The organism is Mycobacterium sp. NGS49 (assembly GCF_059812565.1).
The window spans coordinates 45,678-58,632 of record NZ_JCALCX010000029.1 but is presented as its reverse complement, the minus strand read 5'-3'; the positions used below and the strand labels follow the sequence as shown (position 1 = coordinate 58,632).

Annotated in this window: 16 protein-coding genes; 5 read left to right on the top strand and 11 right to left on the bottom strand. The window is 67.3% G+C overall.

The features are described 5' to 3' along the window. Positions 1–52: 52 nt before the first annotated feature. Positions 53–631, top strand: a complete 579-nt coding sequence (locus tag AC5Y7D_RS24555; protein WP_499928438.1) for a fasciclin domain-containing protein — start codon at positions 53–55, stop codon at positions 629–631. Positions 632–738: 107 nt separating this feature from the next. Further along, positions 739–993: a DUF2631 domain-containing protein gene (locus AC5Y7D_RS24550; RefSeq protein WP_499928437.1), complete on the top strand. Its 255-nt coding sequence runs from the start codon at positions 739–741 to the stop codon at positions 991–993. Here the strand turns inward: AC5Y7D_RS24550 and AC5Y7D_RS24545 are convergent. From AC5Y7D_RS24545 to pyrH, 8 genes are all read right to left on the bottom strand, one after another. Beyond that, positions 986–1,795, bottom strand: a complete 810-nt coding sequence (locus AC5Y7D_RS24545) for a DUF4097 family beta strand repeat-containing protein (protein ID WP_499928436.1) — start codon at positions 1,793–1,795, stop codon at positions 986–988. The genes AC5Y7D_RS24550 and AC5Y7D_RS24545 overlap by 8 nt on opposite strands. Positions 1,796–1,848: 53 nt before the next feature. Next, positions 1,849–2,340 (bottom strand): histidine kinase, encoded by a 492-nt coding sequence (locus AC5Y7D_RS24540; RefSeq protein ID WP_499928435.1) that lies wholly within the window; start codon positions 2,338–2,340, stop codon positions 1,849–1,851. Between the two features lie 39 nt (positions 2,341–2,379). Beyond that, the gene (locus AC5Y7D_RS24535; protein WP_499928434.1) at positions 2,380–3,255 is read right to left on the bottom strand and encodes a cytochrome c biogenesis CcdA family protein; all 876 of its coding nucleotides are present in this window, start codon (positions 3,253–3,255) and stop codon (positions 2,380–2,382) included. Continuing rightward, positions 3,252–3,755: a disulfide bond-forming protein DsbE gene (dsbE, locus tag AC5Y7D_RS24530; protein ID WP_499928433.1), complete on the bottom strand. Its 504-nt coding sequence runs from the start codon at positions 3,753–3,755 to the stop codon at positions 3,252–3,254. The genes AC5Y7D_RS24535 and dsbE overlap by 4 nt, the downstream gene beginning before the upstream one ends. Positions 3,756–4,038: 283 nt before the next feature. Next, complete coding sequence (rlmN, locus tag AC5Y7D_RS24525; RefSeq protein ID WP_499928432.1) at positions 4,039–5,142, bottom strand: dual-specificity RNA methyltransferase RlmN; 1,104 nt, start codon at positions 5,140–5,142, stop codon at positions 4,039–4,041. 13 nt (positions 5,143–5,155) lie between these two features. Further along, a complete protein-coding gene (locus tag AC5Y7D_RS24520; RefSeq protein ID WP_499928452.1) occupies positions 5,156–6,088 on the bottom strand; it encodes a phosphatidate cytidylyltransferase in 933 nt (310 codons plus the stop codon). 32 nt (positions 6,089–6,120) lie between these two features. Beyond that, on the bottom strand, positions 6,121–6,678 hold the full coding sequence (gene frr, locus AC5Y7D_RS24515; protein WP_499928431.1) for a ribosome recycling factor: 558 nt from the start codon (positions 6,676–6,678) through the stop codon (positions 6,121–6,123). 91 nt (positions 6,679–6,769) lie between these two features. Further along, entirely contained in the window at positions 6,770–7,543 is a 774-nt protein-coding gene (pyrH, locus tag AC5Y7D_RS24510; RefSeq protein ID WP_499928430.1) for a UMP kinase, read from the bottom strand. Between the two features lie 279 nt (positions 7,544–7,822). Between pyrH and mbp1 the strand changes: the two genes are divergently transcribed. Together mbp1 and AC5Y7D_RS24500 are read left to right on the top strand one after the other, a co-directional pair. After that, complete coding sequence (gene mbp1, locus AC5Y7D_RS24505; RefSeq protein WP_499928429.1) at positions 7,823–8,059, top strand: microaggregate-binding protein 1; 237 nt, start codon at positions 7,823–7,825, stop codon at positions 8,057–8,059. Positions 8,060–8,292: 233 nt separating this feature from the next. Further along, positions 8,293–9,024, top strand: coding sequence for a winged helix-turn-helix domain-containing protein (locus AC5Y7D_RS24500; RefSeq protein ID WP_499928428.1), 732 nt, complete (start codon positions 8,293–8,295; stop codon positions 9,022–9,024). Position 9,025: 1 nt separating this feature from the next. Here AC5Y7D_RS24500 and AC5Y7D_RS24495 read toward each other — a convergent pair whose 3' ends face one another. Then, positions 9,026–9,961 (bottom strand): lysophospholipid acyltransferase family protein, encoded by a 936-nt coding sequence (locus AC5Y7D_RS24495; protein WP_499928427.1) that lies wholly within the window; start codon positions 9,959–9,961, stop codon positions 9,026–9,028. A 117-nt stretch (positions 9,962–10,078) separates the two neighbouring features. After that, positions 10,079–10,711, bottom strand: a complete 633-nt coding sequence (locus AC5Y7D_RS24490) for an MPT63 family protein (protein ID WP_499928426.1) — start codon at positions 10,709–10,711, stop codon at positions 10,079–10,081. 408 nt (positions 10,712–11,119) lie between these two features. Here AC5Y7D_RS24490 and AC5Y7D_RS24485 point away from each other — a divergent pair, with 408 nt between their 5' ends. Then, complete coding sequence (locus tag AC5Y7D_RS24485) at positions 11,120–11,539, top strand: MarR family winged helix-turn-helix transcriptional regulator (protein WP_499928425.1); 420 nt, start codon at positions 11,120–11,122, stop codon at positions 11,537–11,539. A gap of 11 nt (positions 11,540–11,550) precedes the next feature. On the opposite strand, the gene AC5Y7D_RS24480 is transcribed toward AC5Y7D_RS24485, so the two are convergent. Further along, positions 11,551–12,951 carry an amidase gene (locus AC5Y7D_RS24480; RefSeq protein ID WP_499928424.1) on the bottom strand — a complete coding sequence of 467 codons (1,401 nt, stop codon included), beginning with the start codon at positions 12,949–12,951 and terminating at the stop codon, positions 11,551–11,553. Between the last annotated feature and the right edge of the window lie 4 nt (positions 12,952–12,955).

Here is a 12,955-nt window from a genome sequence, read left to right as displayed (position 1 = left end):
CGAATCACCTTATGTCGGGGATTCCGGCAACTACCACGAGGAGCGAACGACTATGAAGAGCAAAACATCGATAACCGCAGCCGGTTTCGCGGCCGCAATGATGGCATGCGGCGTGGCACTGGCTCCGACCGCCTCAGCAAGCGACCTGGTCGGTCCGGGCTGTGCGGACTACGCGGCGGCCAACCCTACCGGCCCCGCGTCGGTGCAGGGCATGTCGCAGGTCCCGGTCACCGAGGCCGCGGCCAACAATCCGATGCTCACGACCCTGACCTCGGCGTTGTCCGGCGGGCTCAACCCGCAGGTGAACCTGGTCGACACGCTCAACAGCGGTCAGTACACCGTGTTCGCGCCGACCGACGCCGCGTTCGGCAAGCTGCCGCCCGCCACCATCGAGCAGCTCAAGACCGACTCGGGTCTGTTGACCAGCATCCTGACCTATCACGTGGTCAGTGGACAAGCGAGCCCGAACCGGGTGATCGGCACCCACAAGACGCTGCAGGGCGGCAACGTGACGGTGACCGGCCAGGGCAATAACCTGCGGGTCAACAACGCCGGTGTGGTCTGCGGCGGGGTCTCGACGGCCAACGCGCAGGTCTACCTGATCGACACAGTGCTGATGCCCCCCGCGTAAGCACGCCGCGTCGCGGCGGTCCCTCCGGGTGTGACCTGCCGGCGGACACAGCCCTGTGCCAGAATGTTCAGGCAGTGTCAGTCCGAGTGTCGACCGGAGGGATCGCCGTGGCCAGTACTGAGGTGGAGCCGTACACCGGCGTCGACGAGGCCGAAGTTCCGTCTGCCCAGTGGGGATGGAGCAAGATCAACTACCGCACCTGGTACATCACCGGCTTCTTCGTCTTCGGCTTCCTGCTGGCGATGCTGCGGGGTAACCACGTCGGACACGTCGAGGACTGGTTCCTGATCGGATTCGCCGCATTGACGCTTTTCGTGCTGATCCGCGACATCTGGGGGCGCCGCCGCGGCTGGCTCAGGTAGCCAGTCGACCGGCCGGGGCGCGGTGGACGCGGACGTCCCCGGAGCCGCTGCGCACCTGTAGGACCAGAGTTTCGTCATCGGGTTGCGGACCGTCGGCCGGTTGCAGCCGGTTGGTGACGACCCCGGAACCGGTGACGATGTCGAATCGGACCGCGGTACCTTCGGGAATGCCGACCGCCACCCCGCCGCTGCCGGTATGCGCGGACACCGCGCCCCGCACACCGGACTCGATGATCACCGATCCCGACGAAGTGCGCGACTTCACCGTGCCGCGCAGGGTGTCGATGGACAGCGATGCGCTGGACGCAATGAATTTCAGCTCGCCGTCGAGGTTCTCGATGCGCACCGGACCGCAGGACGTGGCGATCGACGCGTAACCCTGCACGGTCGCCACGGTGATCGATCCGGAAGCGTTGTCGACCTTCATTTTTCCCGTCACCGTGCCGATTTCGACGTCGCCACTGCCCACGGCGAGCCGCACGTCGCCGTATTCGCCGTCGGCGCATAACTCGGCCGATCCCAGCGCGGCATGCAGCCGCGAGCGGGAGGGCAGTCCGATCTCGAGATGAGCGGCACCGCCCCGATGCCGGGCGACAGCGCGCCTGGGGCCGGCGACCGTCAACCTGCCGTCGCGAAAGTCGACGCGGACGTGCTCGGCTGCCCACACGTCGGCGTCGCAGGTTGGGTCGCGGGGCCGCACCTGCACGACGGTGTCGGCACGATCGGTCGCGACGAGCCGGACCGAACCCGCGCCGACTTCGATTCGCATGCTGATCGGGTCGGGGGTGGTGAACAAGGACATCGTGTCTCCTCTGAGGATGTTCAGCGCGTGGGGATTTCAGCGCGTGCGGGTGTTCAGCGCGCCCAGCCGGTGTGGCGGTGCGCATTGCGGCGGGTGGAGTGCCCCGAGCCCGGCTCGACGGCCGCCGCTGTAGCCGCGGCCCGTACCAGCCAGCTGTTCAGCGAGGCACCGTCGCGGCGGGCGGACGATTCGACGGCGGCGCGTAAGCCCTCCGGCAACCGCAGGGTGACCCGCCAGGTGCCCCCGTCGTCGAATGCCGGGGTGAACGGCTTCTCGTCGGGGTCGTCGAAGGTGGGCTCGTCGGGCGGTGCGGTGACGACGAACTCCGGATCGCGGCCGCGCAGCCGAAGCTCGGCCGACCCGGGTGCCAGCTCGCCGGTGATCTCTTCGGCGGCGGCCGACAACGCTTCCAGCAGCGCCAGCCGCAGCGCCGATTCCAGCGGAGCCGTCAGCCGCTCGGCCAGTTCCTGCGCATCCGGCCCGACGGCTGAGGCGGTCAGCTTCAGCTCGTGACGGACGGCGTCGATGTACGGCTGCAAATCCACGGTGTCATAGTGACACCATCATGGTGTCATTGACAACCTTCATGGTGCCGGCGTGATGTCAGATCCGTGCCGCCTCCGATACCGGGCGACGACCACTGCGCCGGCCAGAGCGATGGTCAGCAACACCACCCAAGGCCAGGCACCGTGCTCGTGCACCCACCCGGCGAGCGTGCCCTGGACCCGGCCGGCGGCGGAGATCACCGCATCCTCTGGATTGCCGTTCGCACCGAACAGACGCACTTCGTAGACGCCGTAGTAGCCGACATACGTCCCGACCAGGACCAGCAGCACCCCGCTGATCCGGTTGACGAAGGGCAGGACGGCTCGCATCCGGTCAACCAGCGTCGACCGTGCGGTGGCGGCCGCGACCGCCAGCACGCCGACGATCAGCGTCAGGCCCGCGATGTAGGCACCGTAGACCGCCACGCCGTCGAGCAGTGAGCCGCTGCGCAGAGCGGCGCCGGTGACCGCCAGGAACGGCCCGACGGTGCACGAAAGCGAGGCCAGCGCATAGCTGACGCCATAGCCGTAGAGGGACCCCAATCGCGCGGTGGGGGCCCAGCGTGGACCGAAGGGCGCCAGCGCTGCCAGCTCCCGGCCGGCCAGCAGCCATGCACCGAGGCCGACCAGGACGACGCCGATCGCCACCGTCACGTATGGGAGGTACCGCTGCACCGTGGTGGCGGCCGAAATGGTGAGCACGCCGAATATCCCGAAGACGGTCATGAATCCGAGCGCCATCCCCAGCGTGGCGACCAGCGCCCGGGCGACCGCGGCCGTCGGGCTCACCGGCTCACCGGCCTGCTGCCCGCGCGCGGCCAGCAGGAGGTAGGCGGGCAGCATCGCAAAGCCGCACGGATTCAGCGCAGCCACCAAACCGGCGGCAAAAGCCAACCCGATCAGGGTGTGGTTCACCCTGCGGTAAGCGCGGCGACCCGGCTCTGCAACTCCTGCTGCGTCATCGCCGAGGTCGTGTTGTTGACCGACGTCGAGGAACCGTCGGCGCGATAAAACACCCAGGCCGGTTGCCAGGGCACGTTGTAGCGCGCCCAGATGGCACCGTCGGCGTCGTTGAGGTTGGTGAAGTTCAAGCCGTACTTGGAGACGAAGCCCTGCATCTGGCCGACGTCCGAATGGGCCCCGATACCGACGAAGGTGACGCCCGGGTTGGCCGCCGCCACCTGGCCGAGGGCGGGAGCTTCGGCGTTGCAGAACGGGCAGAACGGCGTCCAGAACCACAGCACGGCCGGCTTGCCTTGCAGTGTGGCGCCATTGAACGGGGCACCGCTGAGGGTGGTGCCGGTGAAATTGAGGCGATCGTCGGCGGCGACCGCGCGCGGAGCGGTGGCCAGCCCGAACAACACAGCGGCCGCGACCACGGCGACCGATATTCTCAACGCGGACAACATCTTCATGACCCACCTCGTTCGCCGGCTTTTGTCTTGAGGACGTATTGCCCGCCGGGAAAGGTTCAACACCTCGCCCGGGCGTGTCACCGAGCCTGCAGAATTGCAGGCCGCTACTCGCACATCCGCACCAGATTTACAGGCTCGAGGATCTGCTGCTATGGCCTGTGCTCCAGCTACCCGCCCCCGGCGGCCAGCTGTCCACAAGCTCGGGCCGAACGGCCTGTGCTCCAGCTACCCGCCCCCGGCGGCCAGCTGTCCACAAGCTCGGGCCGAACGGCCTGTGCTCCAGCTACCCGCCCCCGGCGGCCAGCTGTCCACAAGCCGCTGCGATCTCACGCCCGCGGGTATCCCGCACCGTACACGAAACACCTTGGGCACGAACGTGTTTGACGAACTCACGCTCTACCGGCTTGGGGCTGGCATCCCAGTCGCTGCCCGGGGTCGGGTTCAGCGGGATCACGTTCACGTGCGCCAGCGCACCGAGCGCACGGTGTAGCCGCCTGCCCAGCAGGTCGGCGCGCCACACCTGATCGTTGACGCCACGGATGAGCGCGTACTCGATCGACACCCGCCGACCGGTGACGTCGGCGTAGTAGCGGGCAGCCTCCAACACCTCGCTGACCTTCCACCGGTTGTTCACCGGCACCAGTGTGTCGCGCAATTCGTCGTCGGGCGTGTGCAGCGACACGGCCAGCGTGACCCCGAGCCGCTCGTCAGCCAGCTTGCGGATCGCCGGGGCCAGCCCCACCGTCGACACCGTCACCGAGCGGGCCGAGATGCCGAAGCCGGACGGGGGCGGTTCGGTGATCCGGCGTACCGCGGCCACCACCCGGGCGTAGTTGGCCAGCGGCTCCCCCATACCCATGAAGACCACGTTCGACAGCCGTTGCGGATCGGGACCGAAGTCGTCGCGCAGCGCGACCGCCGCGGCCCGCACCTGCTCGAGGATCTCGGCGGTCGACAGGTTGCGGGTCAGCCCGCCCTGGCCGGTCGCGCAGAACGGGCACGCCATGCCGCAACCGGCCTGCGAGGAGATGCACACCGTGTTGCGTTGCGGGTAGCGCATCAGCACCGACTCGATGGTGGCGCCGTCGTTGGCCCGCCACAACGTCTTTCGCGTCTGGCCGGCGTCGCAGCTGAGCTCGCGTGCAGCGGTGAGCAGCACGGGAAACATGTTGGTGGCAACCGCGTCGCGCACCGCCGCCGGCAGATCGGTCATCTGATGCGGATCGGCGATCAGCCGTCCGTAGTACTGGTTGGCCAGTTGCCTGGCCCGGAACGCGGGCAGGCCCAGTTCGGCGACGGCGTCCGCGCGGCCGGCCGCGTCCAGATCGGCCAGGTGCCGCGGCGGCTTACCGCGGCGGGGCGCCTCGAATACCAATTGTTGAACCATGACCAGTCCAGTATCAGGGCAACAACGTGAGCATGGTCCAGGCGGCTACCGCCGACGGCAGGATGCCGTCGAGCCGGTCCATCAGACCGCCGTGGCCGGGCAGCAACCGGCCCATGTCCTTGATGCCCAGATCTCGCTTGACCTGTGACTCGATCAGGTCGCCCAGGGTGGTGGTGAGCACGAAGAGCACACCCAGCAGCGCACCGACCCACCAAGCCTTGCCGGCCAGGAAAGTGGCGGTCAGGATCGTCGCCGTGATGCCGCACACCATCGAGCCGGCGAAGCCTTCCCAGGACTTCTTCGGGCTGATCATCGGCACCATCGGGTGTTTGCCGAACAGGGCCCCGACGGCGTATCCGCCGGTGTCCGAGCTGACCACGGCGAGCATCATGCAAAACACCCAGCCCGGGCCGTGCTTCGGGTCATAGACCAGCATCGCGGCGAACGACGCGAACAACGGGACCCAGGCGCACAGGAAAACGGTGGCCGACACATCACGCAGGTAATTTCGGGGCGGCGGCGCCCCGTCGGCGCGTGTCCCCTGGTCGTCCGCGGTCGGCTTGTCCCGCATGAATAACCGCCAGATCATGCAGACCACCACCATGCCGCCGAAGCCGGCCAGTGCGCCCACGGCCCGATACGGCCATGTCAGCCATACGGTGACCTGCCCGCCGATCAACAACGGAATGACCGGGATCAGGTAGCCGCCCTCACGCAGCCGCCGCACCACCTCGTGGCTGGCCACCACGGTCGCCAAGGCGCAGTACACCACCCAGAAATGCGGGAACCACACCATGGTTGCGATCAGGACGGCCCCGATGCTGGCGCCTACCGCGATGGCCGCGGGCAGATCCCGCCCCGCTCTGGATGTCTTCTTGGCCGGCTGTGCCGGCACGTCGAGCGGTTCATCGGACGGGCTGCCGGCGCCGGCATCGGGGGGTGCCACGGACATCAATGGACAGAGCTGCGGAGTGGTCGCTAGACCTCCAGCAGCTCGCCTTCTTTGTGTTTGACCAGTTCGTCGATCTGCGCGACGTACTGGTGGGTGGACTTCTCCAGATCCTTCTCCGCGCGCCCGACCTCGTCTTCGCCGGCCTCGCCGTCCTTGCGGATGCGGTGCAGCTCCTCCATCGCCTTGCGGCGAATGTTGCGCACCGAGACGCGGGCGTCCTCGCCCTTGGCTTTCGCCTGCTTGACCAGCTCGCGGCGGCGCTCCTCGGTGAGCTGGGGTATCGCCACCCGGATGATGGTGCCGTCGTTGGTGGGGTTCACCCCCAGGTCGGAGTTACGGATCGCGTTCTCGATGGCATTCAGCTGACTGGCCTCGTACGGCTTGATCACCACCATCCGCGCCTCGGGGACGTTGATGCTGGCCAACTGGGTGATCGGCGTCATCGCGCCGTAGTAGTCGATGACGATCCGGGAGAACATGCCCGGGTTGGCGCGTCCGGTGCGGATGGTGGACAGGTCGTCGCGCGCCACCGATACGGCCTTCTCCATTTTCTCCTCGGCATCGAAGAGAGCCTCGTCAATCACGTGCGCCGCTCCTTCCCCCGCAAGCGGGTGGTGCCCCCACATCGCTGCCAGCTGCATCGTCGCAAGCGCGGATCATTATTACGTCTTCCGGTCAGGTGGTGACAAGCGTCCCGATCTTCTCACCTGCCACCGCCCGCGCGATATTGCCGTCGGTCAGCAGGTTGAACACCAGGATCGGCATGCCATTGTCCATACACAGACTGAATGCGGTGGCATCGGCCACCCGCAGGCCACGGTCGATGACTTCGCGATGGCTGATCGCGGTGAGCAGCTCGGCCTCGGGATTCTCGCGCGGGTCCTCGGCGAACACCCCGTCGACCGCCTTGGCCATCAGCACCACGTCGGCGCCGATCTCCAGCGCCCGCTGCGCCGCCGTGGTGTCGGTGGAGAAGTACGGCAGGCCCATACCGGCGCCGAAGATCACCACCCGCCCCTTCTCGAGATGGCGCACCGCGCGCAGCGGAAGGTAGGGCTCGGCCACCTGACCCATGGTGATCGCGGTCTGGACGCGGGTCACGATGCCTTCCTTCTCCAGGAAGTCTTGCAGTGCAAGGCTGTTCATCACGGTGCCGAGCATGCCCATGTAGTCCGACCGGGTGCGTTCCATGCCGCGCTGCTGCAGTTGTGCGCCGCGGAAGAAGTTGCCGCCACCGATCACCACCGCGACCTGCACGCCACCGCGGACCACCTCGGCGATCTGCCGGGCCACCAACGCGACGACGTCGGGATCCAACCCGACCTGCCCGCCGCCGAACATCTCACCACCGAGCTTCAGCAGCACCCGGGAGAACTTCGACGACGAGCCGTTGGCGCTGGTCGGTGGGGTCACTGAGCCGGCGGCTTGGGGCTCCCTGGACTCCGTCATCAGTCTCCTCGCATGAGAGTGCCATCCCGGTCACCACCCCGGGACGGCGCCTTTCATCCTGCCTCATTGTCCCGCTTTGGCGTGGGCGGGGTGCACAATCCGCCGCACATGTTTGACCGACAGACGAGCTGGGAATTCGCTGCACGCGGCGATGAGCGAGGTCTTGAGAAAAAGGACCCGCATCGCCATGTGGCAAGCCGGTCATTAGCCAGTCATTGTCTTCGACCGGAACTCAGCACTTGTGCCGTCGCCGATGCGACGGGCGATGAAAGGAACACCATGGCGGACAGCAACTCGGGCCCGGCTGAAGCAGTCAAGGGAATCGTCGAGGACGTCAAGGGCAAGGCCAAGGAGGCCGTCGGGACGGTAACCGGTCGAGGCGACCTGGTGAACGAGGGCGAAGCGCAGCAGGACAAGGCGGAGGCCCAGCGCGACGCCGCCAAGAAGGAGGCCCAGGCCGAGGCTGCCCGCGGGGCGGCTGAGGTCGCCGAGGAGCGCCAGAAGTCCAACCAGTAAGACTTGTTTCAAGGATGGGCCCGGTCTGTGCATACGGACCGGGCCCATCGAACTTTCTCGTCCAAGTGCCGGTTTCGCAGTACCCGCAGTAACAAAAATGGAATAATCGCATGCCGAACGGGGTATTCGGCTTTCGGCGCGCCATCTCCAGGTGGAGGTGACTACCGGGCCGGTGGCCGGGGGATGTCGGCGGGACGGTGAAGCAACCATCGTCAGAAACGTGGAGATGGCAGTTGGACGTTCTTCTGCTTACCAACGAGGCCGACTTCGAGTCCGCATTGCCCACGCTGGAGACATTCGCCCTCACCGTGCGCGTCGCGGCCCTGGGCGACGGCGACGTCGGGCCCACAGACGGCGCGGATGTCGCGATCATCGATGCGCGAACCGACCTGGTGGCCGCCCGGCGGGCGTGTCGGCATCTGACCGCGAACAGACCGGCGCTGGCCGTGGTCGCCGTGGTCGCGCCGGCTGACTTCGTGCAAATTGATGTCGACTGGAACTTCGACGACGTGCTGCCGGCCGCGGCCGGGGCCGTCGAACTGCAGGCCCGGCTGCGCCTGGCCGTCACCCGCCGGCGCAAGACGATCGGCGGCACGCTGCAGTTCGGCGAACTGATCCTGCACCCGGCCAGCTACACCGCGTCCCTGGACGGCAAAGATCTCGCCCTCACCCTCACCGAGTTCAAACTGCTGAATTTCCTTGTGCAGCATGCCGGCCGGGCGTTCAGTCGAACCCGCCTGATGCATGAGGTGTGGGGCTATGAGAGCAATGGCAGGGTGCGTACCGTCGACGTCCACGTGCGGCGCCTGCGAGCCAAGCTCGGCACCGCCCACGAGGCGATGGTGGAAACGGTGCGCGGAGTGGGATACATGGCGGTGTCGCCACCGCAGCCGCGATGGATCGTCGGCGAGCCGATGCTGAATCCGGTGTGGACCGAGCTCGACCGCGACTCCGTCGCCCAATGAGTCAGCCGAACACCGGCAGGGCTCGTTTGCGGGTCAACGCATCCATGCCGTGTTGGATGCTGTCCTGGACCTCTTGGTATTTAGCGGCAACGTAGTCCTCGTCCTCGGCGCGTTCCGGGTCCTGATCCAACTCGACCGGTGGCATGAACCGCGTCCTGATCTTGGCCGGTAGCGGGAACTGCGGAAGAGCCGCCGGCGCGATACCCCACGGCAGCGAGATGGCCACCGGGAAAACCTTGAGCCGCAGCAGCTTGTCCAACCGCAGCAGCCGCGACAGCCGATCGCCACGGATCAGCACCGGCATGGCGTCGGCGCCCCCGACAGTGGCGATCGGCACGATGGGGACCCCGGCGCGGATCGCCATCCGCACAAAGCCCTTGCGTCCGGCCAGGTTGGCGCAGTCGCGCTCGCGCCACGGCCGCAGCGAGTCCACCTCTCCCCCGGGCCACAGGGCCACGTCGCGGCCTTCGGCCAGCGCCGTCGCGATCGCGTCGGGCGCCGCCGGCAGCACCCCCATCGCGCGGAAGTACCGCCCGATTCCCGGAACGGCCATCAGTGCGTCGTGCGCGGTGCCGTGCAATGGGCGTTCGGGGCCGAACCGTCGCCACCATTGCAGGCCCACGGTCCACGCGTCCCACACGAAAGGCGCCCCCGAGTGGATCCCGATCAACAGCACCGGTGCCGGTCCGACGTTTTCCCAGCCGTCGATCTCCATGCGAAACCAGTAGTCCACCAACAGGTTCCATAGGAACTTCTGCCTGTGCATGGTGGCCTCATCCTGGCCGTCGAGGTCCCACTGACCGGCACGTTCGGCCACCCAGCCGCTCACGCCGCCGTCTTGTCGATCGCGTTTCTGCTGCATCGAGGCACGCGCTTCGTCGGCGTATCGCTGCGCCTGCTCGACAATTTCGCTGGGCCGGTGGTCGGTATGGGTCATAGCGTCGGCATACCCAGATCGGGCAGCGCCGACTCATATCGCATTCGCCTCGCGGGGTCCGGACAGCAACCTCCCCGCGCCTTGGCCGCGGCGCGGGGAGGGGTTGGCGGTGCTGCGTTAGCTCTGCTGAACCGGCTCGTTAACCGCCATGCCGGGCGCCGGGTTGGGCTGGCCGGGCATGGTGTTCGGTTGCTGGCCAGGCATGGTGTTCGGCTGGCCGGGCACGGTGTTCGGCTGCTGGCCCGGAATCGTGTTCGGGCCCGGGGCGTTCGCCGGGTTAGTGGACCACACCAGCACGTCCTGGATGCCGTCGTTGTAGACGACCTCGGTCGGGGCGGCACCGGTCACATCGAAGTAGAGCTTGCCGGTCGCGCTGGCGCCCTGAGTGAGCGGAGCGGGGCTGAGGCCCTGCGGGGTAGCCGGAACGCTGATCACCCGGTAGGTCTGGTCACCGGTGCGGGCGTTGAAGTTGGTCACGACGGGCGTCACCACGCCGCTGTTGGCCCGAACGTTGACGTCGGCCTGCCACAGCTGCCCGGCCGGGGTGTAACCGGGAATGGTCACCGTGGCGGGTTGCAGGCTGCTGACGGTGTAGTCGGTGATCCGCTGGCCGTCGACCAGGGTCTGCGGCGTGCCGAGTCCTTCGGGGACGCCGGGTGTGGCCGAGGCGGCCGCCGCACCGAACAGGCCTGCCGCGGCAATTCCTGCGGCAGCGATGGCAGTTTTAGCGGTGGTGGTTGTGAACTTCACGCTGAATCCTCTCCGTTGGTGTCGTTCGAAGCGGTACGCACCCTTCGTTGGGCACGCGACCGCATCCTGTTCGCATTACCCTCGCCGCACGGGCCCAAAACACCCACGCCGCTGAAAATTACCCCGCTAGCCTCCCTACCAGCGCAGACAACCCCAAATTTGATCTCGGCCACAAATTGTTCGCAGGCCCACTTGCGTAACACTGGTATCGGTTGTCACTGCGCAAATTGTCCATTCCGTCGAATTGTGCCGTGCCGAGCCGTGCCGCAGGATTACGAAACTCGAGAGTTGTTTCGGATACTTTCTGGCAATTAACGGGTGCCGGCAAAACGGATATCGAGAATTGTTCGGCGACATTTTCACCACTAGGGCTCGGTCCAGGGCGCGGGATATGTCAATATCCCTGATATGGAAACGGTCGGGGACGCGCCGCTGGGATATCTGTTGTACCGGGTCACGGCCGTGCTCCGGCCCGAGGTGTCTGCGGCGCTGGGCCCACTGGGCCTGACGCTGCCCGAGTTCGTGTGCTTGCGCAGTCTCTCCCTGACGCCCGGAGCGTCCAGTGCCGAGCTGGCCCGGCACGCCAGCGTCACCCCCCAGGCCATGAACACGGTATTGCGCAAGCTCGAAGACCTCGGCGCGGTGACCCGACCCGCATCGGTGTCATCTGGGCGCGCGCTGCCGGCGTCGCTGACCGGCCAGGGTCACCAGCTGCTGCACCGGGCCGAGGCGGTCGTGCGCGCGGCCGACGCACGGATTCTGGCCAGATTGACCGAGACCCAACAGCGCGAGTTCAAGAACATGCTGGAGCGGCTCGGGGCGGACTGACGTCGGATCGACTACGCGTCAATCCGTACCCACGGCCGGGCTTCCTCGAGTTCGTATGCCAGCTCCAACAGCCGCGCCTCGTGCCCGATATCGGCTGCAAACATCATGCCCACCGGCAGACCGTCCGCCGTCTGTGCCAGCGGCAGCGAGATCGCCGGGTCACCGCTGACATTCTGCAGCGGCGTGTACGCGACCCAGTCGATCAATCGGTCGATGACCTGGCGGAAGTCGGTCGGCGCCAGGTATCCCACCGACGGTGTCGGGTCGGCGAGGGTGGGGGTGAGCAGCACGTCGTAGCTGTCGAAGAAGCGGGCACTGCGCCGCCTCAGCCCGCGCAGCCGCGCAATGGCCAGCGGCAGCCGGTGGATGTTGCGGCGGGTGTGGCGGGCAAGTCCCAGTGTCAGGTTGTCCAGCCTGGTGCGGTCAAAGGTTTCGCCGAACAGGCGCTGCCCGGTACCGACCTGGGCGAATGCGAGAAAACCCCAGTACAGCACGAAATCGTCGACGAAACTGGACGGCACCCAATCGTTGTCGACGTACGCGACGTGGTGCCCGAGCTCCTCGAGCAACGCGGCCGACTTCAGCGTCAGGTCCCTGATCTCCGGGCTCGCCGCCCGCCGGACCGAGTTGGTCACTGCCGCAATCCTCAGCCGCCGCTTCCCCGGCCCCGTCACGTCGCCGATCGGTGGAAGTTTGGGGTTGCGCCACAGCCGCTCGGCCTCCCGGTAGAACGCCGCGGTATCGCGTACCGAGCGCGTCAGCACCCCGTTGGCCACGATGCCCACCGGCAATCGCCGATACTGCGGGTCCAGCGGCATCCGACCGCGCGACGGTTTGAGCCCCACCAGTCCGTTGCAGGCCGCCGGGATCCTGATCGAGCCACCGCCGTCGTTGGCGTGCGCGATTGGCACCACGCCGGCGGCGACGAACGACCCGGAGCCCGACGACGACGCGCCGGCGGTGTGGTCGGTGTTCCACGGGTTACGCACGGGACCCAGCCGGGGATGCTCGGCGGCCGCGCTGAACCCGAACTCCGACAACTGCGTCTTGCCCAGCGAGATCAGCCCGGTGTCGAGCACCACGCGAGTCACCGCGCTGTCGGCGCTGGCCGGATACGGGTGCCAGGCGTCGGTGCCGTTCATGGTCGGCTGCCCGACCACGTCGATGTTGTCCTTGATGAACGTCGGCACACCGGCGAAGTAGCCGCTGTTGGCCTGTCGGGCGGCAGCCCTGGCCGAGTCGAACGCCCGGTAGGCCAGGGCGTTCAATTCCGGGTTGACGGCCTGCGCGCGAGCGATGGCCGCCTCGACAACCTCGGCTCGGTCCACCCGACCGGTCCGGATCGCCTCGGCGAGGGCCACCGCATCGAGATCGCCCAGGGCGTCGTCACCGAAAGCGTGTACGCGGACCATGTGT

Bases quoted from the DNA above. Each gene is read 5' to 3' on its own strand.
- mbp1 (WP_499928429.1), top strand. From the start codon at position 7,823: ATGGCGGACAGCAACTCGGGCCCGGCTGAAGCAGTCAAGGGAATCGTC.
- rlmN (WP_499928432.1), bottom strand. From the start codon at position 5,142: ATGGTTCAACAATTGGTATTCGAGGCGCCCCGCCGCGGTAAGCCGCCG.
- AC5Y7D_RS24485 (WP_499928425.1), top strand. From the start codon at position 11,120: ATGGAAACGGTCGGGGACGCGCCGCTGGGATATCTGTTGTACCGGGTC.
- AC5Y7D_RS24495 (WP_499928427.1), bottom strand. From the start codon at position 9,961: ATGACCCATACCGACCACCGGCCCAGCGAAATTGTCGAGCAGGCGCAG.
- dsbE (WP_499928433.1), bottom strand. From the start codon at position 3,755: ATGAAGATGTTGTCCGCGTTGAGAATATCGGTCGCCGTGGTCGCGGCC.
- AC5Y7D_RS24480 (WP_499928424.1), bottom strand. From the start codon at position 12,951: ATGGTCCGCGTACACGCTTTCGGTGACGACGCCCTGGGCGATCTCGAT.
- AC5Y7D_RS24545 (WP_499928436.1), bottom strand. From the start codon at position 1,795: ATGTCCTTGTTCACCACCCCCGACCCGATCAGCATGCGAATCGAAGTC.
- pyrH (WP_499928430.1), bottom strand. From the start codon at position 7,543: ATGACGGAGTCCAGGGAGCCCCAAGCCGCCGGCTCAGTGACCCCACCG.
- AC5Y7D_RS24555 (WP_499928438.1), top strand. From the start codon at position 53: ATGAAGAGCAAAACATCGATAACCGCAGCCGGTTTCGCGGCCGCAATG.